At 54.8% G+C, this 21,798-nt stretch carries 16 protein-coding genes and 1 pseudogene; 7 read left to right on the top strand and 10 right to left on the bottom strand.

Annotated features, from left to right (window positions below):
- Window positions 1-85 precede the first annotated feature (85 nt).
- From ACF0H7_RS07450 to ACF0H7_RS07435, 4 genes are all read right to left on the bottom strand, one after another.
- Window positions 86-646 carry a DUF1285 domain-containing protein gene (locus tag ACF0H7_RS07450; RefSeq protein WP_397452132.1) on the bottom strand — a complete coding sequence of 187 codons (561 nt, stop codon included), beginning with the start codon at window positions 644-646 and terminating at the stop codon, window positions 86-88.
- A 3-nt stretch (window positions 647-649) separates the two neighbouring features.
- On the bottom strand, window positions 650-1,255 hold the full coding sequence (locus ACF0H7_RS07445) for a DUF4823 domain-containing protein (protein WP_397452131.1): 606 nt from the start codon (window positions 1,253-1,255) through the stop codon (window positions 650-652).
- Between the two features lie 109 nt (window positions 1,256-1,364).
- Complete coding sequence (locus ACF0H7_RS07440; protein WP_397452130.1) at window positions 1,365-2,333, bottom strand: GTP 3',8-cyclase MoaA; 969 nt, start codon at window positions 2,331-2,333, stop codon at window positions 1,365-1,367.
- Window positions 2,334-2,470: 137 nt separating this feature from the next.
- The gene (locus ACF0H7_RS07435) at window positions 2,471-3,112 is read right to left on the bottom strand and encodes a TetR/AcrR family transcriptional regulator (protein WP_397452129.1); all 642 of its coding nucleotides are present in this window, start codon (window positions 3,110-3,112) and stop codon (window positions 2,471-2,473) included.
- 78 nt (window positions 3,113-3,190) lie between these two features.
- On the opposite strand from ACF0H7_RS07435, the gene ACF0H7_RS07430 reads away from it, so the two are divergent.
- The gene (locus ACF0H7_RS07430; RefSeq protein WP_397452128.1) at window positions 3,191-4,324 is read left to right on the top strand and encodes an aminotransferase class V-fold PLP-dependent enzyme; all 1,134 of its coding nucleotides are present in this window, start codon (window positions 3,191-3,193) and stop codon (window positions 4,322-4,324) included.
- A gap of 224 nt (window positions 4,325-4,548) precedes the next feature.
- On the opposite strand, the gene ACF0H7_RS07425 is transcribed toward ACF0H7_RS07430, so the two are convergent.
- The 4 genes and pseudogenes from ACF0H7_RS07425 to ACF0H7_RS07410 all read right to left on the bottom strand — a co-directional run.
- A complete protein-coding gene (locus ACF0H7_RS07425) occupies window positions 4,549-5,334 on the bottom strand; it encodes a TatD family hydrolase (protein WP_397452127.1) in 786 nt (261 codons plus the stop codon).
- Window positions 5,335-5,348: 14 nt separating this feature from the next.
- On the bottom strand, window positions 5,349-5,705 hold the full coding sequence (locus ACF0H7_RS07420) for a PilZ domain-containing protein (protein WP_299830723.1): 357 nt from the start codon (window positions 5,703-5,705) through the stop codon (window positions 5,349-5,351).
- 36 nt (window positions 5,706-5,741) lie between these two features.
- Entirely contained in the window at window positions 5,742-6,728 is a 987-nt protein-coding gene (locus tag ACF0H7_RS07415; RefSeq protein ID WP_397452126.1) for a DNA polymerase III subunit delta', read from the bottom strand.
- Window positions 6,721-7,071: pseudogene (locus ACF0H7_RS07410) on the bottom strand (dTMP kinase); the annotation flags it as partial. The pseudogene ACF0H7_RS07410 and the gene ACF0H7_RS07415, both read right to left, overlap by 8 nt.
- Before the next feature lie 103 nt (window positions 7,072-7,174).
- Here ACF0H7_RS07410 and ACF0H7_RS07405 point away from each other — a divergent pair.
- From ACF0H7_RS07405 to ACF0H7_RS07385, 5 genes are read left to right on the top strand one after another with little or no spacing between them, the layout of a single operon-like run.
- Complete coding sequence (locus ACF0H7_RS07405; protein WP_397452125.1) at window positions 7,175-7,975, top strand: deoxynucleotide monophosphate kinase; 801 nt, start codon at window positions 7,175-7,177, stop codon at window positions 7,973-7,975.
- 13 nt (window positions 7,976-7,988) lie between these two features.
- The gene (locus tag ACF0H7_RS07400) at window positions 7,989-9,953 is read left to right on the top strand and encodes a hypothetical protein (protein ID WP_397452124.1); all 1,965 of its coding nucleotides are present in this window, start codon (window positions 7,989-7,991) and stop codon (window positions 9,951-9,953) included.
- Window positions 9,943-11,997, top strand: coding sequence for a tyrosine-type recombinase/integrase (locus ACF0H7_RS07395; protein ID WP_397452123.1), 2,055 nt, complete (start codon window positions 9,943-9,945; stop codon window positions 11,995-11,997). Before ACF0H7_RS07400 ends, ACF0H7_RS07395 begins: the two co-directional genes overlap by 11 nt.
- On the top strand, window positions 11,994-13,007 hold the full coding sequence (locus ACF0H7_RS07390; protein ID WP_397452122.1) for a winged helix-turn-helix domain-containing protein: 1,014 nt from the start codon (window positions 11,994-11,996) through the stop codon (window positions 13,005-13,007). Before ACF0H7_RS07395 ends, ACF0H7_RS07390 begins: the two co-directional genes overlap by 4 nt.
- 2 nt (window positions 13,008-13,009) lie before the next feature.
- A complete protein-coding gene (locus tag ACF0H7_RS07385; protein WP_397452121.1) occupies window positions 13,010-14,314 on the top strand; it encodes a site-specific integrase in 1,305 nt (434 codons plus the stop codon).
- 213 nt (window positions 14,315-14,527) lie between these two features.
- Here the strand turns inward: ACF0H7_RS07385 and ACF0H7_RS07380 are convergent, their stop codons facing one another.
- Together ACF0H7_RS07380 and ACF0H7_RS07375 are read right to left on the bottom strand one after the other, a co-directional pair.
- On the bottom strand, window positions 14,528-17,848 hold the full coding sequence (locus tag ACF0H7_RS07380; RefSeq protein ID WP_397452120.1) for an autotransporter outer membrane beta-barrel domain-containing protein: 3,321 nt from the start codon (window positions 17,846-17,848) through the stop codon (window positions 14,528-14,530).
- Window positions 17,849-18,074: 226 nt separating this feature from the next.
- Window positions 18,075-20,876 carry an autotransporter outer membrane beta-barrel domain-containing protein gene (locus ACF0H7_RS07375; protein WP_397452119.1) on the bottom strand — a complete coding sequence of 934 codons (2,802 nt, stop codon included), beginning with the start codon at window positions 20,874-20,876 and terminating at the stop codon, window positions 18,075-18,077.
- Between the two features lie 127 nt (window positions 20,877-21,003).
- Between ACF0H7_RS07375 and ACF0H7_RS07370 the strand changes: the two genes are divergently transcribed.
- A complete protein-coding gene (locus tag ACF0H7_RS07370) occupies window positions 21,004-21,216 on the top strand; it encodes a hypothetical protein (RefSeq protein ID WP_397452118.1) in 213 nt (70 codons plus the stop codon).
- Window positions 21,217-21,798: the final 582 nt, after the last annotated feature.

The raw sequence follows: 21,798 nt of genomic DNA, 5'->3' as shown, positions 1-21,798 counted from the left end.
AGGGGTAAAACGGGGAGCGGCACTTTAACTGCCGAGTCAATGACAGGCAATTAAGCGCCGGGTGACAAACAGTGTTTAGTTCACTTCAGGGCTCAAGGCCAATGCGGAAGAACTCGCCGCGGCTCCATACACCCAGCCAGGTCTGTCCGTCGATTTCTCGCGTCACCGCCAGATCGACCAGTTGATAAAAGACGTTGCGGTGGACCAACGCCTCCAGATTGACCCGCACGTTGATATAGGGCGCGGGTTCCTGGGTCAGCGGGTCGATTTCCACGCGCAGGGGATGAGCGGGGCCGGCTTCGGCCTGATCGTCGACATTGGTGGTAAAGCGCAGAACCTGCTGCTCACCCTCGCCCTCCACTTCCAGACTCACGGCCACGAAGGGTGCGTCGTCGACCTTGATCCTGACCTTCTCCACCGGAGTGATCAGAAAATAGTCGTCATCGTCGCGGCGCATGATGGTGGAGAACAGGCGCACCATAGGCTTGCGCCCGATGGGCGTACCCAGGTAATACCAGGTGCCATCGCGGGCGATACGCATATCGATATCGCCGCAGAAATCGGGGTTCCACAAGTGAACCGGCGGCAACCCTTTCGATTTCGGAATCTGTGCGAACAGATCATTGGCCTTGCCCGGGTCACTCATTTTTTATTCCTTGGCCCCACCGATCAAACTACGAGCGTAATCCTCCAACGGTGGACCAAGCAAATCTTCTGGCTTGGTATTGTGCATCGTCAGCAAACCGCCTCGGCTGCGAATGCGCGCGGTATCGATCAAATAACGGGTATTGGTTTCGATCAGCATGAGCTGAATCACCCCGCTGTCGACACCCAGGCGATCCAGCGCTTGCTGGTCGTGCCACTCGTCAGTGTTGCCAATGCGGTCATCGGCCTTGGCAAAACGGGTGTACAGCAAATAGTTCGCGCCGGCAGCCCGCGCCTCGCTCAGCGCGTCATCAAGCCCCATAGGGTTTTGGGCGCGACGGACCAACGGGAAGTACTCGATGAAACCGTTGAACGCTTCCTCGGCCACTACGTTAGGCCGTGGATAGGCGCCACCCGGTGGCACGAAAGCACCTTGGGCGATATAGATGAAGGAGTCCGGCTGTAGACGCCGGTTGTAGGCACGGGTGGTATTGCTGTGATCAAGAAAACCCGCATCACTCATCGAGTCGTGGACACCTTCCCCCATGTCACTGACATTCATGCAACCGCTCAACGCCAACAGTGTCAGTAGCAAAACCAGGCTACGCATCATTCCCTCCAGGTGCCGGTGACGGAAAACCGGCGAATGGCCCGGAGATGCAGCTTCCGCGCCAGCGGACGAAAAGACATGAGAATAGAGCCGGGAATTTGAAGGGGTGCTAACCGCCGATGATTTTCATGATGGTGGCGCCGCCGGAAAACGCGACTTCCTGCTTGTCACCCAAGGCTTTCATCAACAGCCCCTGCAATGCCGGCAACGCTTCATGGCGCGGCTTGTTCAGCAGATTGCCAATGTAATGACGATTACTCGACGACAAACAACCATGCAGCCAGCCGGTGGACGACAGGCGCAAGCGCGAGCAGGTACGGCAGAACGGCACGCTTTCATTGGCAATTACACCAAAATGGCCGTGACCGGGGATTTGATAACGCACGGCGGTGGCGTCCACCGGAGCGTCGGCTTGCAGGTACTCGTATTGCTCACCGATCACTTCCAGCAGCTGTTGCAGGCTGACGAACTGCTGCAGGAAGGCGTTCGAGTCGCTGGCCAGGTGGCCCATGCGCATCAATTCGATGAAGCGCAGCTCGTATCCGCGCTCAAGGCAGTAATCCAGCAGCGGCATTACCTGATCCAGGTTTTGCCCGCGCAATGGCACCATGTTGACTTTGATCTTGATCCCGGCCGCCCGCGCCTGGGCCATGCCGTCGAGCACGGTCGCCAGATCGCCACCCCGGGCGATCCTGCGAAAAGCTTCGGCATCCAGGGTATCGAGCGAGACGTTGATCCGGCGGATACCGGCGTCCAGCAACAGCGGCAGCTTGCGTGCGAGCAATTGGCCGTTCGTGGTCAGGCTGATGTCCGACAAACCCAACTTGCCGACCTGGCCCATGAAGGATTCCAGCTTCGGACTCACCAGAGGCTCACCCCCGGTAATGCGCAAGCGTTCGATACCGGCCGCTTCGATCAAGTAGGCCACGCCCCGCGCCATGGCGTCGGCCGACAATTCATCCTGCGCAGCCACCAGCCGCTTGCCGTCGGGCACGCAGTAGGTACAGGCGTAGTTGCAAGCTGATGTCAGGCTGATGCGCAAATTGCGAAAACGCCTGCCTTGACGGTCAACGATCATGAACAGCTCCGGCGAGGAAAATGAAGGCCGCTAAAACCTGACTTAGAAATCAAGTTTTAGCAAGCCCCAGACTTCAGTATATTCCTGCGCCACGACACCCGCTCGCATCGCGTGATGCCATAAAGCCGCCGAATGACTCAGCTAACGGGAGGGACATCCGTGTCGCGCTTGCGCTTATTACCCATGCGCACGCCGATATCCATCAGGAACTGGAAGAAACCTTCCTGATCTTCGAGCACGTTGCTCCAGAATGGCGAGTGATACAGCGCCACGGCGCCATGCACCAGCGCCCAAGACGCGCAGTAGTGGAAGTACGGCGGTACGTCTTCCAGCTTGCCTTCGCTGATTCGCCCCTTGATCAGCAGCGTCAGGCGTTCGAAGTTCGAAGCACGGATCTTGTGCAGTTCCTCGACCATCTCCGGCACCTGATTGCCCTTGACCACCTTTTCTTCCAGGCGATCAAACAGCCGATAACGCTGGGGATCGCGCATGCGGAATTCGAAATAGGCGCGGGATAACGCTTCCTTATCCTTGTCGACGTCGGCAGAGTGCAGCAGCTCGTTCAAATCACGCTCGTAGTCGAGCATCAGGCGCAGGTAAATCTCCGCCTTGGACTTGAAGTGCTTGTAAATAGTGCCTTTGCCGATACCCACGGCGTCAGCGATCATCTCGACGGTGACACTGTCTTCACCTTGATCGAGGAACAGCTTTAGCGCGGTATCGAGAATTTCTTGCTCGCGGCGACGAAACTCACGGACCTTACGAGGTTCTTTTTGCATAAGAGAAGGTCTGTAGGGGTCAAAATCGAAGCCGCGTATTATGCCTAACTTGCGCCAAATTGCACGGATCATCCGACCATGTCTATGTTTCACGATGAATTTACACAAGCACCAACTTTGAAATATTTGAACCACGCGGCGGTGGCTCCATGGCCAAAACGTGCGGCCGTGGCCGTCGCCCGTTTCGCGCAAGAGAACGTTTTACTGGGCGCGCGGGACTATCCGGACTGGATGGTCGTCGAACAACGCCTGCGTGAACGCCTGATGCGACTGCTGAATGCGCCGTCGACCGACGACATTGCTTTGGTCAAAAACACGTCAGAAGCCCTATCATTTGTCGCTTTTGGCCTCGACTGGAAATCTGGCGACCAGATCGTCATCAGCGACGAAGAGTTTCCGTCGAACCGCATCGTCTGGGAGGCCTTGGCTCCTCAGGGCGTGGAAGTGGTGCAGGTCAGCCTCAAGGGCGATGATCCGGAAGCCGCCCTGCTCGCCGCCTGCGGCCCTCGCACCCGTTTGATGTCGATCAGCGCCGTGCAATTCGCCACCGGCCTGCGCCTGAACCTGGAAGTCCTCGGTCAAGGCTGCAAGCAGCGCAACGTGCTGTTCTGCATCGATGCCATCCAGCAACTGGGCGCCCTGCCGCTGGACGTCCAGGCTACTCAGTGCGATTTCGCCATGGCCGATGGCCATAAATGGTTGCTGGGTCCTGAAGGGTTGGGCGTGTTCTATTGCCGCGCTGAATTGCGTCCGCAACTCAAGCTCAGCGAGTTCGGCTGGCACATGCTTGAGCACATGGGTGACTACAACCGTACTGGCTGGGAGCCCGCGGTTTCCGCTCGTCGTTTTGAATGTGGCAGCCCGAACGTGCTCGGCAGCATGGCGCTGGAAGCCAGCCTGTCGCTGCTAGAAGAAGTGGGCATGGTGCAGGTAGGAAAACTGATCGGCGAGCGCGTGCTGCAACTGGAAGAAGGTCTGAAAGCCATTCCGGGCGCCCGCCTGCACACCTCGTCCAACCCCGAGCGCCGCGCCGGCATTCTGTCGTTCAGCCTTGACGGCGTGGAGAACAGCTCGGTTTTCCAACAGCTGATGCGTGAACAGGTGGTCTGCATCACTCGCGGGCCGGGCGTGCGTTTTTCTCCGCACTTCTATACCGAAGAGCGCGTAATCGAAGAAACTCTGGCAATTGTGCGTCGTTTGGCCGTTTTGTGAGAACTCAACGGAAGCGGGGGTATTCCAAAAACGTTTAAGCAAAGAGCCGAACGGGCTGGACGCCCGTCAATCCTGACCAATACTTAATTCGTTGGCGCTGCATCTCCCCCAAGTGAAGCGCCAGTAAAGGTACCAATGGATAGTGTGCCTTTGTTTTACTCCTAATGGTCTTAACCCGGATTCACCCCCCAGAACCCGGGTTTTTTTTGCCTGCCAGAAAGTGCTTAGCGGGCAACGTGCGCCAGTGGAAACAGGCGCATGAAGTTGACGGTGGTCTGCTCGGCAAAGCGCTCGTAGGCCTCACCGCGCAACATCGCCAGAAACTCCGCCACCTCCCGCACATATTGCGGCAAATTCGGTTTGCCACGATAGGGGATCGGCGCCAGATAAGGCGAATCGGTTTCCACCAGCAGACGATCGGCAGGCACCTGACGCGCCACATCGCGCAAGGCATCGGCGTTGCGGAAGGTCACGATACCCGACAGCGAGATATAGAAGCCCATGTTCAGCGCGGCCTTGGCCATGTCCCAGTCTTCGGTGAAGCAATGCAAAACGCCGCCTTGTGGCAAGGCTGCGTCACGGATCAAATCCAGGGTGTCCTGGCGCGCGCCACGGGTATGGACGATCACCGGCTTGCCAGTGACCTTGGCCGCTTCCAGGTGCAGGCGAAAGGATTCCTGCTGCAGCTCGGCGGCTTCGGGTTCGTAGTGATAGTCGAGGCCGGTCTCGCCAATCGCCACCACACGCGGGTGATTCAACTCGCCCAACAACCAGTCCAGCGCAGGTGCGGCACCCGGCTGCAGATCCAGCGGGTGAATGCCCACGGAGCAATCCACATCTTCGTAGCGCTCAGCCAGCGCTTTCACCGCACCGGCGTTCTCGGCACTGACGCCGATGCACAGGAAATGTCCGACACCGCGCCCGCGCGCTGCCTCCAGCGCGGCATCCAGGGAGCCGGCGTGTTCAGCGAGATCGAGGCGGTCGAGGTGGCAATGGGAATCTACAAGCATGGTTAGCGTGACAACTACATCGTGTGGGTAGGACGGTCGGACTTGAGAGCGCCGGCCAGGTACGTTTCTATTTTGTTGCGCGCGGCGTTGTCGCCGTCGTTGAACTGCACGCCCACGCCAGCGGCACGGTTACCCTGGGCGCCCTTGGGGGTGATCCAGGTTACTTTGCCGGTTACGGGGATTTTTTCCGGCTCGTCCATCAGATTGAGCAGCATGAACACCTCATCGCCCAGCTTGTAGCTTTTGCTGGTCGGGATGAACAAACCACCGTTCTTGATGAATGGCATATAGGCGGCATACAGCACCGATTTGTCCTTGATCGTCAGGGACAAGATGCCGTTACGCGGACCTGGACTCAGCGGCACACTCATGACAACTCCTGGGGGGGGTGTTCCGAATAGCGGAGTCTACCCCTGTCCGGGCAAACCTGCCCACTGCACCAACAAGGCTTCCAGCAACAGCACGCGGTTGAGGTTGGCCTTGGCCATGACTTTCTGCCGCTGCGCCAGCACCCAGTCCTGAATAGCCAGCACTTTGCCCTGCGTGGATTTTTGCGCCAGGTATTGCACCACCTTGCGCATATCGCCCAGGCCAAGCCCTTCTTCATCTTGAGTCAGCTGATAGCGCAGCATCAGGTGCGACCAATCGCAGAACCAATCGAATAGCAGCAACAACGGAATATCCTTCCACCCTTCTGCTAATTGCGTCGGCGATTGCTGTTGCTTGAGCAGCTTTTTCACCCCGTCGACCACCTGTGCGCGCTGCTCGCGTACACCTTGCGCGTGCAGGCTCACTGCCGCCAGTGGCGAACCGGCGGCCAGGGTCAATAGTTCGAAACGCTCCTCTTCAGCGCAATCCGGCAAGGTCTTGGCCAACCACTCCAGACTCATCGCCTCGCTCGGAAGCGGGCAGGCCTGCTGCACGCAACGGCTTTTGACCGTCGGCAGCAAACGGCTTGGCTGGTGACTGACCAGCAGCAACACGGTATTGCCGGAAGGCTCTTCAAGACTCTTGAGCAGGGCGTTGGCCGCGTTGATGTTCATCGACTCGACCGGCTCGATCAACACCACCTTGCGCCCGCCCATCTGCGCGGTCTGCACCACGAAGCTGACCAGATCGCGGACCTGGTCGACCTTGATCGCCTTGTCCGCCTCTTCGGGCTCCAGCACGTAATTGTCCGGGTGACTGCCGGCCGCCAGCAGCATGCATGACTTGCACTGGCCGCAGGCGTTCAAACCGTCTGGGCGCTGACACAGCAGCAGCGCCATCAGCCGTTCGGCCAGGGCGCGCTTGCCGATGCCGATCGGGCCATGCAACAGGTACGCGTGGGCGTGCTGCGTGCGGCCCGCCATTTGCTGCCAGAGCTGGTCCTGCCAGGGATAGGCTTCAGCCACGGTGCAGATCCAATAATTCAGGCAACAACAGGTCGAGGGATTGCTGGACCTCGGCCAACGACAGGGCCGCATTGACCAGGCGATAGCGCTGCGGATCGGCGGCGGCGCGATTCAGATAGGTGGTCCGTACCGCATCGAAAAAAGTCCGGCCTTCCTGCTCGAAACGATCGAGCCGACCGCGCGCAGTGGCACGGGCCAGGCCGACTTCTACCGGCAGGTCGAAGACCAGTGTCAGGTCAGGCCGCAGGTCGCCCTGAACAAAGCTTTCCAGGGTCGCGATACGCTCCCGGGACAGGCCACGGCCGCCACCTTGGTAGGCGTAGGTGGCATCTTGTATTCGTTCTTGAGAAAGTGTAAACATAAGGCTACTATACGCTCCTTGAGATAAATGTAAACCCTTGCCCTTGACCCTGAAAGCCCTGTAAACACGGGGCCTGGAGCCAGAAATGCCTACCATCATTGGCCTTGCCGCAGTAGCTCGATCGGGGAAGGACACTGTTGCCTCGATGCTGCTGGAGCACGACGGGGTAGCCGCGCATGCCTTAGCCGATCCGCTCAAAGCAGGATGCCAAGCCCTGTTTGGCCTGTCTGATGAAGAAGCGTGGTCAGATGATTTCAAAGAAAAAACAATCCAGATCTGGAATGCGTCCCCTCGCCAGATGTTCCAGCGAGTAGGTACCGAATGGTTGCGAGATCATAACTCAGACCACTGGTTGCTGCGCGCAGATCGCCAGCTTAACCACCCAGAGATCATCACTCACCCGCCCACCTCTGAAGTCCTGGCCTCACCCTCTTCATCTATATGGCTAGCGGTGCAGTCGATATGGGGCCTCAGTTATGAGCAGACTTGGCAGCCCGAAGATCGCGATCAGCTCGACCCGTTCTGGTCGCTGACACCGAACGATATGTTCTCCGTGCTATCTGGCTACCTACACAACGACTTTCCACAATACGAAGCTCTTCGAGCAAAACTTCCAATTGTGACTCCGACTGCGAAACTTGCGAACAGCACAGGAAAGAGCATCTTTGTAATCAAAGACATTAGATTCGAGAATGAAGCCGCTTTCTGGCGTAGTCATAGCGGTGTGATCTGGCACATCACAAGAAACAGCGCCATGAAAGTTAACTCACACTCTTCGGAGCATGGGATAAAAGTCGCACCCGGCGATAAAGTCATTGAAAACAATGGTACACTAGAACAACTTAGAACAAAAGTGGACCACGCTTGGAACAGCGTCCACTCATGATTGAGCTTTTATAATGATTATTGAAGAAACACTTGCGATACGTGAAGTAGAAGCGCGTTGCGGCAGGACTGTCAGAGCCCCATACCTTGATCACGCCTATTTTGATGTGTCGTCAAATCTTTGCCTTACGCTGCACTACATATTCGTTCGGTACGCTCCGGCTGTCGTGCATATGAATGGATTTAGATTAAGCAGAGCTATCTACCTATTTTTTGACTATCTTGTTGAACACTTGACTCACAATCCCATCGAACTGCATCCCAACCAGTTCACAGATATTACGATTGAGATCATCCTTGGGTATCAAGATTATCTGCTTCGAAACAAGCTGCCCATAGCGCATGCCGAAAAATTGAAGAGCGCATTGAGTAGTGTTGCTAAACAACATGGCACTATTCCGCTGTTACTTTTTCCAATCGTCGGACGCCCAAAACCAAAAAAGACAGAGCCGCTGAGTGAAGGTGCGTACGAGGCACTTAAGACTGCGCTCGTAATTCATATTGACTCTCTGTATGAAAAAATAGAATTTCGTAAGGTTGTAGACCTTGCCCCACCTTATGATTACCACTCAATACCGCCTAATGATCCAGATAACCCTGTAAAAGTTAGGTCCTGGGAAGTCGATCACGGCAGAAGTTTGAGAACCTTGTTGGATCACGGGTTCCCCATGTCCATGTCGCTGGACGAGCTTTCTGCATTAATGAGTAACAACGGGCTGAGTAGCTATAAGCGTGACTGCGATACCATCCTGAAAGTCATACTACACAAATACGTGATTTGCTCTAGGCATAAAGGGGATCTAAATCTCGACGAATTATTGGGAATGTACTTCCCAAGCTCAATGGATCAGAGCGCAATCGTTCTATTCCTCTTAATGCAATCCGGATGGAATAAAGAGTCTGTTCTAGGTATTGACGGTACTGATTTTGAGCACGTTTTGACAGGCTCAATAAACGAGAGTTTAGCTGTCATTTTTTCCGAGAAATATCGATCCCAGGGTTTAGAAAAGCCTTATGACGCTCCGAAGCAAATTACTGCATCGAGTGATCGGGAAGATCGGTACTCTATCTACAATCTCATTTTGCTTGCGGGTAAACTGTCCCTCCCACTCAAAGATTTTGCGTTCGACACAAACCCTTTCCTCAAATCTTGGGACGAAAAAAATGAGCTGTTTCTGTTCTTGCGGGCTTGGGGCGACTGGTTCAAGAATGGAAGTCGGCACTCTTCGATTTCGATCCTCAACTCCTATCTGAACGGGGTTGAGCGTTTCCTTAAAACCTATGAGGTTGTCGAGGACGGCAAACGCTTGCTCAGATCGGGTGATGTGACGAGACGGTTGCGGCCAACTTGGTTGCTTCACAAAAAGCGAACCACCGCGTTGAGCATCATCTCATCCCATTTTGGCCACACCACCACTACAACCACCGACATTTATTACGATAGTTCTGGTGCTGCTATGCAAGAGCGGACGCAGCGCTTACGAGACGAATTGGAAGAGGTTGTGACACTCCTCGTGAACCGCCAGTTTACCGGCCTTCTCGGTAAGCAAGCGAATGAGCGCGCAAGTGCTGTTGTAAAGATTTTCACCCTCCCGGGCAAGGATAAACCTTTGTGGGGCTGTGAAGACCAGCTCAATCCGGATTGGCTTGGTCATGAAACTCACGTTCAACCGGGCCGCAAATGCTATCACATCGAAAAATGCATCGGCTGCTCTCGCGTGCGCATTTACGATGACTCTGTCCCCTATCTCATGGAACGCTCAGCTCACATTGAGTATGAACTTGAACTTGAAAGTGAGGGACCCCGGACTGCTGACCTGAAGTGGGAGAAACAGATCCTTGAGTATCTCATCAACGATTGTCATGACGAAGAAACGGTCAAGCAAGCTATTCGATACCGTCGCCGAAATGCTCCGCTCTTGCCGCGCGACATGTCGAGCCTTCAGTTAATTTTCGATGACGAGGTGAATGATGACTGACCGTTTAAAGGCTGACAATTCCGATACTGATTATCTCGATGAACAGGATCGTATCATTGCTGAGTTTGAGGCTGATGCTGATGAAGCTGCCATGGCGGCCTTTGAAGCACTGCTTGAAGAAACTGCCGGGAGTCTTGACTCTACCAAAAGCGGCTTACTGAACAAACTGGCAATGTTCCCGGATGGAGATTTTCCAGTATCGTTATATTCCAATTATAGAGATCCGGTCTGGAAGTTTACAGACGAGGCCAAGGGCAACCCTCATAACCTTTACCTTGACCGGGATCTCCCAGGTTCGAATGAGCTGAAGAGCGCAATCGTTTATCACCTGATACCCGCGTTCACGCCATTTACCAGAATAAAATCTTTTGCATCGACAAGATCTAAGTCTCACGACTACCGGTTTGTAGAGCTGTATCTGTTGGCCCCGAATCGGCTGAGTGCCATACCTGAGCATATCAATCTCATTACGACGCCAATGCTTAACCAAGCGCTAGATGACGCCAAAGCCAGCGGTCAATCGAGCCACTATTCAGGTCTGTTTTTCTTTTTGCGTTTCTGGATGGCGCTATCGACTCACAAGCTCATTCCGGAAGGCATGCGATTAGCCGATAGCATTGGAAGCATCGACTCAAGAGAGCGTCACAGGGACGTTGTGGACCACTTCAATGGCTCATTGCAGTCCTGGATCCCGTTTTCTGAATCCGAGCTTGAAAAACTTGTCAACAATTCGCTGTTCTGGCTGGAACAAGCGACTCCGCGCCTTCTGAAAGCACGAGAGTTTGCCATAACGAGTGGAATTGATAAGTACACGAAAGGTAAGCTAAGGCGCGTGAAGAGGCAATACGACTTCGAAGAAGCGATGAGTATTGAGATCGACGGCACTGTTGTTATGAAATACACGATGAGTGATGCCCCGCACCAGGGCTATGTCACCTATTCGTACCACTGGGTAGGTGAATACGCTCAGGCAGTCGATAAAGTCCGAAATGCGGTATTCGTATTCGTTGCACTTGTCACCGGTATGCGTCGAAGCGAACTCGGTATGTTGACGTTTGACGATGTAACGCGAGACGAAGCCGGCCGATATTGGATTGATGTTACACGGTTCAAAACATCTTACGATCCGAACTACAGCGGTGAAACGGAGCGAGTGCCTTTGCCCGGGTACGTTGGTCGCATTATCGAAAATCTCAAGACGCTTCGAAGTGTCTATACCTTTTACAAAAACGGCTTGATATTTCAGACCACGTTCGCGGTAACTGCCGTCGTCAACGAGCAACCAATACTGCCTCAGAACATCATTTGGTATCTCGAAGAGGCTTGTGGCATTGAGCGTATTCACCCACATCGATTCCGCAAGACTATTGCTGAAATTTTGATTAACAGGAGTGAACGGAACATCGACGTCATTCGTTTGCTCTTTGGACACCAGAGTTACGCGATGACGTTGAAATATATCTCCAGGAATCCCTATCTTGTGCGTTCAGTCGCCATGGCCTTGGAAGAGAGCTACTCCAAAGAGTTTCATGAGATCGTTTCCGCCGTCCGAGACGGTAGTTATTCCGGCGACGCGGCCGATCGTTTGGCGAAGCAAATTTCGTTGCGCCCCGAGGAGTTTAAAGGCAAGCGGCTCAAGGTCTCGATTCTGATCTATGTTACTCACCTCCTTAGCGCAGGCACCCCGATCTATGTCGGCCGGACGGCGGTGGGAACGTATTGTGTGACGGGCGAAGATTTTGATGAAACCAGCCTTCCGCCTTGCCTCATTGGTAGAACCCGGCCTGAGGGTCGCATTCGCCCAGACCCTACAAATTGTCAGATCGAGTGTCGAAATGCGGTGGTGGTCGCCAAAGCAGAACAGGCTATGCAGGAAAACGTAGTCTTCTATGAAACCCTGCTGCGGGAGGGGAGCGATTCGTTGAGCGCAAAGGCCAGACGGAAAGTTCAGAGTAAAATCGATGCTCACAAACATCACCTGGCCAATTTGCATAATAAAGGAATGGCCCACTCCTTGAGCATTCCTGTACTGGAGGTCTCATGATGGTATCCAAAGTGAAACCGGATGAACTAAAGGAGACACGGCGCAAACTCATAGATCTCATAGCAGAACACCAAGCCACTCTTCCCAACAAGAAGCTGAGTATTATCGAGCTGTCGAAACGCGCTAAATTATCTCCACAAACTCTCCACCGCTACTATAAAGACCTTAAAAAATATGCATACGGGGAAAAACCTATTGGCGACTTGATTACTGATAATACCAGCCCTCGCACCAAGGAGCTGATCAATCAGAGTCAAGCTAACCTTAAACAGCTTCAGAACAAGATGGGAGATTTGGAAGCCGATCACGATAAAGAGATGAAAAAAACGCTAGATAGCTACATCACATCACTCATGATGAATGATGTGACCCTGCATGGCGCAAATGACATCCGCGCAACGCTGGAAAAGCAGACTCTTCATAACCTGGAGCTTAAGAAGCAGCTTAATAAACTAGAGATCGACCTGGCGCGCGCTCAATCAGCCGCATACGTCACGGCCAATAACGGCACTGTCAGCGAAGGCAAGGGAGAGAAAATAAAGGTCGACGTTGACCTTACAAAGGCTTTCGAACTGTATGCGTCGACAGGGTCAAGAGATGACTTCGAAGATAAGAAAGACGCGGCGATAGCGGCTGCTCAGAAAAGCATCAATAAGCTCGCGGTGGACAAACAGTACAGCATAGTACTTTTTGCGGAACGCTATTTGGCGCGTTTCGCTATATTCTTCGACAGGTTCAAATGCACTGATGACAGTTTGCACATAGTCGTACGTGTTCCAATTTTTGACCGAGATTCGCTTCGTATATTTCTATCGAAACTGCCGCCAACTCAATCCCTAACAATATATGTCCCTCATCTGGAATCAACGAGTGAAGTGAATGCTCAAAGAGGGTTTTATTTCGGAAGCGTTCCAAAGTTGGAGATCGATGCGGCAGACAAGGCCGATCCAATATTGCTAAAGCAAGGTTTCCATAGTGTCATTCACTACAAAATTAAACAGGGTGAATGAGAATGCTGCATATAGAACGAAAAGTACTCCAGTATGAATCTCCTGATCTCGGCATTGAAGTCGCTCATTACGCGTTGATTGCTCACGAGCCAAAGCGTAAAATTTTACTGAGCCATCCTAATTTATTTCTATATTCAACGACTCGCTCATCATTAAAAACATCTTCTAGATATTCAAATATTATATCAAGGTTCTATAGATTTCTCTCAACCGAAGATAAATTCAAGGAACGTGATATTTCTGAGTACCATGCGTTTGCAGATAACAGAGACATCAAGCGCTGGCAGCTATCAAGACAAGAAACAAGGGTTATAAAGCAAAGCACCAAGCCGACATTAGAAACCACGTACGAAGACGCGAAGATTGTTTTATTCTTTTTTAACTGGCTCAATACTCATGGCTATGTAACCAATGTCAATGTTGAGTTGAAAACCTCGATCGCTAACTTCAAAACGGACAGATTGCTGAACTACATTCAAGCTAAAGCTCGCGTCACTATCAATGCAAAGAACATTCGAGTACTAGAAAAAGAAGCTAGGCAGAGTCAGAGACGCTCTCTAATCAATGAATCGGAGATTCGTCTTTACTTGAAATGCTTCACTGACCCTGTATATGCGGTTATGTTTAAGCTGGCCCTTGGTACCGCCATGCGGCCAATGGACTTATGCACCACGCCTTATATTGGAAACGGAAAAAATCGACATATCATGCCTTATTCGGAAATGAATAAGGAGCCTAAAACGTTTGAACTCACAATATATGGGAGTAAGGGGAACAAAACTCGCACAATTGTCGTTCACCGTGATGACCTCAAAGAATTGGATGAGCAATACATTAAGCCGCACTTGGAAACGCGTCGAAAAAAATACAAGGAGCGGGTTGGACAAGACTGCCCACTGTCGATCTTATTTCTAAATGAACAAGGATTTCCAGTTACCCCAGAAAAAATCACATCTCGCGGAAATGCTGCAAAAGTAAAGGCAATGACACTTGATGAGAATTTCCGGGAATCCGTTAATTTCTATGAATCAAGACACTGGTGGCCAACCATGTTTCTCATCCGGTTTTTTAAAGAGGACTTGTTATCAAATTCTGCCGACGTAATGTGGGCAGCTTGTGGCCAGGCACTTATTAATCAAATGGGACATGACGATATAAAAACCACTTTCGCTCACTATGTCGACATGGCGCGAATAGTGATGTTGGCGAACAAGGGCCGAGTGACGGAACTCATCACCGAGGCGCACGACGGGGTCCACGCTTTTATAAACCAAGTCACTTCCGGGAAACTTGTGATGGGTGATTGAAGCGTCCACAAGCTGGTCGGCATGCATACTGAGGCTGCGAAAGAGCGGGATTCGCTTGCGCTGGAAGTGATGAGGCTGAAGTGGGAGTTGAGTGACAAGCTCCGAGGCCTGAATACACCGGCGAGTCGATGACCGCGGTAGTTAGCGCAGGTTTTCCGCTTCCCCTTAACCTCTGGTCAATCTGGAAAGACTTCAAGCGCGGCCGACTTATGACTAAAACGCCACCTTCACACCGAACATTCCTTCATAGCCGTGGCTGTTACCGTCAAATGCTTGCTGATAACCGGCAGAGACGTAAAAGGTCGTACGTTTGTCGGCCTCAACGTCGAGGCCCAGGTTGACCTCGCCAAAGGTGCCGCCAATATCGGACTCGAAGGGTACGAACCCGCTTTCTGAGGAGAACTCTGTTTTCGGCTGTCCCTTAAATTCGCGCCAGACACTGGGGCGCACCCAGGCATTGGTCCGCAGCCACTTGCCTTTATCTTCGCGAAACCAATCTTTGGCGATGCGCACACCCAGCCGACCGATCAATGAGTTAACGTCTTTAAAGCGGACATCGGCACCGATGTCGCTGCTACTGTCCAGATCGACGGTGGTGTATATCAACTGCGCTTGCGGTTCGACGAACAGGTCCTTTTTGACCTCGAACGGATACCCGCCTTCCAGCGACGCGGTGTAGCCCCAGCCGTGGGTGGTCAGCTTGCCGATTTCATTGGGTCGGGACTCGACGTCGAAGTGGTTGAACTGCAAGACGCCATCCACGTACCAGCCTGCCGGGCCAAAGTGCGTCCAGTACCCACCCAAACCCACGGTACGCAAGGTGTCGTCGCCAGCGTTGAGGCGGGTGGTGTGTGTGACGCCGCCTCTCAGGGTCCCGGCCGACAGCGACAGACCGGCCAGGTCGGTTGCGCCATGGGTGTCCACAGCATGATAGAGGTCCAGCCCGACCTGGAAGGCGTTGAGGTCATAGTTGTAACCCAGACTGCTGCCGGAAGCACTGCCGCCTTGATCCTTTTCACCACTGCGATAAATCAATCGTCCCCAACCCAGCGATGGGCCATAGTTTTGTTGATCCTCGGTAGGAAGAGGGTCGGTGCTCAGGCGACGCTCCTCACCTACCCGTTCATGCAGGGTGTCGATGAGCGCGCGGCTGTAGACCAGCGCCATTGCCGGCACCGCGCTGTACAACGAGGTTTCCGGGCGATAGTTCGGGCGTGGTGGTTCAGGTGGTTCAGGTGGGGTCGGTGGAGTCGGTGGCATCGGTTCTTCCGTAGAGCGCAAATACCAAGCTTGATCGTTACTACCGTCAACGCTGGAACGCTGCAATGTGTACTCATAGGGTCCCGCAACTACCCTGTGACTCAGCACGAAGGCCGTCTGCGCCGTTGTACCAGAATTGGTGGCGTCTACAACCTCAATGCCATTGCCCAACGTGACTGCGCCTGCACCGCCCGCATTCGTGATGCGCAGACCGGTGTTCCCCGAAGCCGAGCCGCCGCTAACGACGAGCTTGTCCGAAGGTGAGCCGTCGCCCCCCAACACAGTGTTCAAAGCGATCACACCATTGCTACCTGTGTAGTTCGTCGCCGTCAGGGTCTTGAATACGCCCCCCGACGGAGGCGTGAAAGCAATCAGGCTGGCCGAGTTGGTCAGGTCCGTTAAATTCGAATCGGCAGTTACGTTCCAGATCGAGCGGTCTTGCAACGACAGGTTGGAGGTACTTCCCGACTGAGTAGCGGCCCTGCCGGTGAGGGTCGATGCGCTGGCATTGACGGTGGATATGCCAGGGGTTGCTCCGGCAACAACATCTATGAGTGCTGTTCCACCAGTCACTGTCGCATGAGTTAGATTGACAGTGGCATCGGGCCCGGAGACGTGGATAGCGGCACCATTATCTGAAGTCAATGTGCCGTCGCTCAGCGAGGCGACTTCGCTCGATGATGATGGGGCCGATATCGCTCCGGTGTATTCGTCGGAAGATTGAGGCCCGCCCGCACTATTCTCGATCCCCAAGTCGCCACCTGATGATCCGCCGGGCACTGCCGCCGGGCGACCGACCGAGCCAGAGGCGCCAATCAGAGAGATGCCATGGGCTCCTGCGCCTTGGGCATGAATTATCGTATTGGCCGCCGAGAATACGCCGCCGCTGCCTACCCGCACGCCGTCGGAACCAGCGCCGCTGGTGGTGATCGTAGCGGATGCGCCGGCTGCATCAGCACCAAACTGCGCCTTTGCGCTGGTGTCGACTACGACCCCAACAGCACCTAAGCCCTGGGTTGTCAGCTGAAGCCCATTAGCGGATAACGTCGCAGCATCCTCCACATAGAGACCGTGAGCGCCTTGACCACTTGTCGTCGTGGTGCCGTCAGTTACTTGAACCGAGCTGCCAGAGCCAGTGGAAACAATGCCCATGCTAGAGATTCCGCTGGTGCTGACACTGGGATTGATCAGCGTGGCTGCTCCTCCCGCTTTGGCGATGACGCCATGTGCGTACTGATTCCCCGTCGTCGTGATGCTGCCTCCAGACATCGCTAAGGTGCTGCCAGGGCCGGTCACCGAGGCACCATAAGAAGTGAGTCCTGTGGTAAGTACAGTAACGTTCGACGTCGTAATCTTGGATGCGCTCAGTGCCGCCACGCCATTAGCCGTGTTGCCGCGCGTCTCAACGCTGATGCTATCCGCGGACATCGTCGAGCTTTCTGACCCACGCAGGCCGGTCCCGGTCACGCCCTCGGTGAGGATGGAACCACCATTAACCGTGGCGTTGGTACCGTGTTGTACATTGATGCCATAGCTGCCATAGCTGGCCCCGCCACTGAGAACGTTTGTGCCCGTTGTGTGGATGGCTGTGTTGTCTACGTTGAGAGTTCCAGCATCTCCAATGATGCCGGCGCCGACTGAGCCACTCGAATTGATAACACTGTTGGACACCGTTGCCGTGCCTCCGTTATCGGCCAGTACGGCATAGGCCCCCGTTATTCCACTGGCGGGTCCGCTGGTCGTGATGGTCGAATTGTTCAACGTCATCTTCGCTTGGCTGCCGGATATCCATGCCCCAGTGGCCGCCTGTCCGCTTGTACGCAGCGTGAGGTTCGCGGCAGTGACCGTCGATGTACCTAGCGCATAGATACCGTAGCCAAAGACCCCGCTCGTAGTGATCGCCATGTTCGAGCTGCCTGCAAGGATCGTGACGGCACTATTGCTGGCGTACAGCCCGATAGCGAAGGTTGTAGCCGCCGTCGTTGTAATTCCAATGGGGGGGACTAGCGCTGAAACCGAGGGGTCAAAGGTCAGGTTCGCATTACTCAGCTGTACGCCGATGCCTGAAACCGGCCTGAAATATGTATTGGGACCAACGGTGTTAACCCCGCTGTAGAACTGGGTCGTTGTATAAGTACCCGTCGGAACCTGGGCATAGCAGACGATGGGAACTTGCAACAACAGCATCAATGCACTGCGGCCAAGCACGCAATTATTATTGTGCTTTCCGTTTTCGGAGGACGGTTGGGTGCGGCAGAGCAAACGAGTACGCATGGTTCTAGCTCCTTGAACGTTGTCAGCCACCACTCACTCTGACAGGAAGCCTTCAGGGCAGACTTTCCTGCTGTTCCAAGTTCGTGTCTCCTGCCGGGCATCCATAGGTCATGTTTGTGGCGCTTTAGACCAGAAGCCAGACCCCCTACTCAACCCACTAATCCGCTGGAAAATTATGAGCAGCCGCCTAACGTTGTCGGCCATTTCAACGGGTTCGCATGCTGATCTAGAATTTCACTTTGAACCCGAGCATTCCTTCATAGCCGTGGCTGTTACCGTCAAATGCTTGCTGGTAACCGGCAGAGACGTAAAAGGTCGTACGTTTGTCGGCCTCAACGTCGAGGCCCAGGTTGACCTCGCCAAAGGTGCCGCCAATATCGGACTCGAAGGGTACGAACCCGCTTTCTGAGGAGAACTCTGTTTTCGGCTGTCCCTTAAATTCGCGCCAGACACTGGGGCGCACCCAGGCATTGGTCCGCAGCCACTTGCCTTTATCTTCGCGAAACCAATCTTTGGCAATGCGCACACCCAGCCGGCCGATCAGTGAGTTAACGTCTTCAAAGCGGACATCGGCACCAATGTCGCTGCTACTGTCCAGATCGACGGTGGTGTATATCAACTGCGCTTGCGGCTCGACGAACAGGTCCTTTTTGACCTCGAACGGATACCCGCCTTCCAGCGACGCGGTGTAGCCCCAGCCGTGGGTGGTCAGCTTGCCGATTTCATTGGGTCGGGACTCGACGTCAAAGTGGTTGAACTGCAAGACGCCATCCACGTACCAGCCTGCCGGGCCAAAGTGCGTCCAGTACCCACCCAAACCCACGGTACGCAAGGTGTCGTCGCCAGCGTTGAGGCGGGTGGTGTGTGTGACGCCGCCTCTCAGGGTCCCGGCCGACAGCGACAGACCCGCCTGGTCAGTGGCGCCACTGGAGTTTGCTGCATGGTACAAATCCAGACCGACCTGGAAGGCGTTGAGGTCATAGTTGTAACCCGGACTGCTGCCGGAAGCACTGCCGCCTTGATCCTTTTCACCACTGCGATAAATCAATCGTCCCCAACCCAGCGATGGGCCATAGTTTTGTTGATCCTCGGTAGGAAGAGGGTCGGTGCTCAGGCGACGCTCCTCACCTACCCGTTCATGCAGGGTGTCGATGAGCGCGCGGCTGTAGACCAGCGCCATTGCCGGGACCGCGCTGTACAGCGAGGTTTCCGGGCGGTAGTTCGGACGTGGTGGTTCGGGCGGCGTAGGTGGTGTAGGTGGCGTCGGTGTCGGTGGTGTTGGCCCAGGCGGGCCGGGTGGGGTCGGTGGTGCAGGCGGTGTCGGTTCTGCTGTGGAGCGTAAAAACCAAGCTTGATCGTTACTACCGTCAACACTCGCACGTTGCAATGTGTATTCATAAGGTCCGGCGACAACACGGCCCCCCAGGCGAAATGCATCGGCCGCGGTGGTCCCTCCATTCAACGTATCGACTACCAGGATGCCGTTTCCGGTCGTCAGTGCTCCTCTCCCGGCAGCGTTCTTGATCAGCAGGCTGCTGCTGCCCGTGGCACCGCCACCATTGATTATCAACTTGTCCGAGGGTGAGGCGTCGGCGCCCAACACCGTGTTGAGCGCGATACGGCCGTCGCCGCTATAGCTGTTCACGGTGAGCGTCTTGAACACACCGCCGGCCGGTGCCGTGAAATTGATCAGACTGGGATCGTTGATCAGACTCGTCAGGTTGGAGTTGCCGGTGAGGTTCCAGAGGCTGTTCACCAAGGTGAGATTTGCAGTGCTGCCGGTTTCGGTCAATGCCGCGCCGGTAATGGTCGAGTTTGTTGCGGTGATCGTTGCGCTACCAGGGTTGGTTCCGGCTTGTAGCGTCTCCACGCCGGGTGTCGCCGACAATTCGCCGAGCGGGTCTGAGGACAACGGTTGTGCGCCGATCAGCAGCCCCTCCCGTGCCGAAGCAACAAAGGCGTTTGCAGTGGCAACGCGCAACCACAGCTGGTCGCCGGTGACATGGGTATCACTCAGGTCGACCCGTGCTCCGCCGCCAGCAATGGCGATCGAGGGAGCCGAACTACTGGTCAGGTTGCTGCCAGTGAAACTGGCGTTACCAGTGGTACCCGCCGCGCCGGTTATAAATAAGGTACTGGCATCGGCCGCGTTGGCATTCACCGTTACACCGGATCCCGTTAGCGTGGCGCCATTAGAAACCTTCGTGCCATGGCCGCCGGCGCCCGTCGTGGTCACCGAAAGATCGGTCAACGCCACAAGACTGCCCACGCCGTCAGCGACAGCACCCGGAGCCGAGCTATTGGTTGTGCTGATATTTCCGCGCAGCATTGTTGCCTGGCCGCTGTCCATGGCGTAGACACCGATCGCAGTGCGACCTGACGTTTGCACGCTTACATCGGTGGCGTTCACCACAGCCCCAGGCCCACTGGCAACCAGCCCCGATGCCCGCGCGCCCTGCGTCGCTATCGAGCCACGGTTCAGCGTGATGTTGCCATTAGCCAACGCATAAGCGCCGTAGGCATCGGCTCCCTGCGTCGCGACGGTGGTGTCCGTCCCGGTGATGCTCGCGCCCGCGCGCCAGGCATACATGCCATATCCCAACGAACCGAGCGTCTGCACCCCGACCCGCGTTACCTCAGTGATGCTGCTATCCCTGGCCTGGACCCCATAGCCGCTGCTGCCCCGAGTCAGAACAGTGAGGTCGGTTGCTGTCGTTTTCGCATTCACCCCGGAGGATCTCACGCCAATGCCGAACGCGCCGTCGGTGACCACCGAACCTCCGTTTGCCGTGAGCTGCCCACCTGCTGCCGTATTGATGCCATAGGCGCCGTACGAGTTGCCAGCGAAGAGGAGCGCGGTCAAGGATTCGGTGTGGACTGCCACATTGGACAAGGCCAGTTTGCCGCCTTGGACGTAAGCACCGATGGCCGACTCACCCGTGGTGGTGATCGAGCCGCCGGTCAGGCTCATCTGCGTGTTGGCTCCCAGGGCAAAGGCACCATAGGCGCCGATAACGGAACTCGTCACAGTGGCGGCGCCTGTGGTCCGAATAGTTGCGCCAGAAAGCGTGACGTTGCCACTCCCTTCAGCCTGGACTGCCGATGCCCCTGCACCACTCGCCGAAATCGACAGAGGTGACAACCCGGTATTGGTGATGAGCCCGCTGCCCAGAACGTACAACGCGTGTTGGAGCGAGGCGCTCGACATCACCACGATTGGACCGGCGCTGCTGTTCAATACAAGCTGCCCGGTCCCGCTCAAACGGATGGCCGAGCCGGAAGTCGGTGAAATAGTGGTGTTACCGACGACAGTATCGGTTCCGCTGGTCCGAGTGACCGTTGAGGTGATAGTGCCTGGTCCGACCTGACTCCATGCCGGTAGGGAGGCAATCAGGAGGACCGGCCCAAGCATCGTGACCAGATACGCCGCTCGGAGATGTCCATAATAAAAAGCCTGGTTCAAAGTGCCTCCATGCAGAATATAGATTGGATCTCGGTATCGCAGTAATCGCCAGCGTTGAAGCGCGGTAAAATGGCAGGGTTCCGCTTGGCGCACCCATTTGCTCAACGAAGATGGCGTCGGTCTGTCCTTTGCAGCTGGGAGGCTGATTGAGGTGGCTGGTATGTCCTAGTTATAGATGTAGCCCTACTCAATTCGGCATTTCGGTGGACGTAGTTCCTTGACAAGTACTCTCACGAAATGCGCTGGGTATATGTATTTTCCTCCAAAGCCTGTTGATAATCGACAAACAGTGGGTAATTCAGCGATCAACACCCTCGACAGACGGTTCTCGATTTTTTACCGTTAGCGAGGACGTCTGATTAATAAAATTTCGTCATTATGGGTGCGACTATGGATGTTCAATCAACACCACCATTGAGTCATTCTGTCGCTACCGCTAGAACTTAGCACCTCTATAAATCCACTCAAGCAGGCAGCTGTGTCCATT

It is taken from the genome of Pseudomonas sp. NA-150, assembly GCF_044336365.1.
Lineage (GTDB): Bacteria > Pseudomonadota > Gammaproteobacteria > Pseudomonadales > Pseudomonadaceae > Aquipseudomonas.
The sequence above is the reverse complement of the archived record's forward strand: the minus strand, read 5'-3'. Positions and strand labels throughout refer to the sequence as shown.

Bases quoted from the DNA above. Each gene is read 5' to 3' on its own strand.
- ACF0H7_RS07450 (WP_397452132.1), bottom strand. From the start codon at position 646: ATGAGTGACCCGGGCAAGGCCAATGATCTGTTCGCACAGATTCCGAAA.
- ACF0H7_RS07445 (WP_397452131.1), bottom strand. From the start codon at position 1,255: ATGCGTAGCCTGGTTTTGCTACTGACACTGTTGGCGTTGAGCGGTTGC.
- ACF0H7_RS07440 (WP_397452130.1), bottom strand. From the start codon at position 2,333: ATGATCGTTGACCGTCAAGGCAGGCGTTTTCGCAATTTGCGCATCAGC.
- ACF0H7_RS07435 (WP_397452129.1), bottom strand. From the start codon at position 3,112: ATGCAAAAAGAACCTCGTAAGGTCCGTGAGTTTCGTCGCCGCGAGCAA.
- ACF0H7_RS07430 (WP_397452128.1), top strand. From the start codon at position 3,191: ATGTCTATGTTTCACGATGAATTTACACAAGCACCAACTTTGAAATAT.
- ACF0H7_RS07425 (WP_397452127.1), bottom strand. From the start codon at position 5,334: ATGCTTGTAGATTCCCATTGCCACCTCGACCGCCTCGATCTCGCTGAA.
- ACF0H7_RS07420 (WP_299830723.1), bottom strand. From the start codon at position 5,705: ATGAGTGTGCCGCTGAGTCCAGGTCCGCGTAACGGCATCTTGTCCCTG.
- ACF0H7_RS07405 (WP_397452125.1), top strand. From the start codon at position 7,175: ATGCCTACCATCATTGGCCTTGCCGCAGTAGCTCGATCGGGGAAGGAC.
- ACF0H7_RS07400 (WP_397452124.1), top strand. From the start codon at position 7,989: ATGATTATTGAAGAAACACTTGCGATACGTGAAGTAGAAGCGCGTTGC.
- ACF0H7_RS07395 (WP_397452123.1), top strand. From the start codon at position 9,943: ATGATGACTGACCGTTTAAAGGCTGACAATTCCGATACTGATTATCTC.
- ACF0H7_RS07390 (WP_397452122.1), top strand. From the start codon at position 11,994: ATGATGGTATCCAAAGTGAAACCGGATGAACTAAAGGAGACACGGCGC.
- ACF0H7_RS07385 (WP_397452121.1), top strand. From the start codon at position 13,010: ATGCTGCATATAGAACGAAAAGTACTCCAGTATGAATCTCCTGATCTC.
- ACF0H7_RS07380 (WP_397452120.1), bottom strand. From the start codon at position 17,848: ATGCGTACTCGTTTGCTCTGCCGCACCCAACCGTCCTCCGAAAACGGA.
- ACF0H7_RS07370 (WP_397452118.1), top strand. From the start codon at position 21,004: ATGAGCCCGCTGCCCAGAACGTACAACGCGTGTTGGAGCGAGGCGCTC.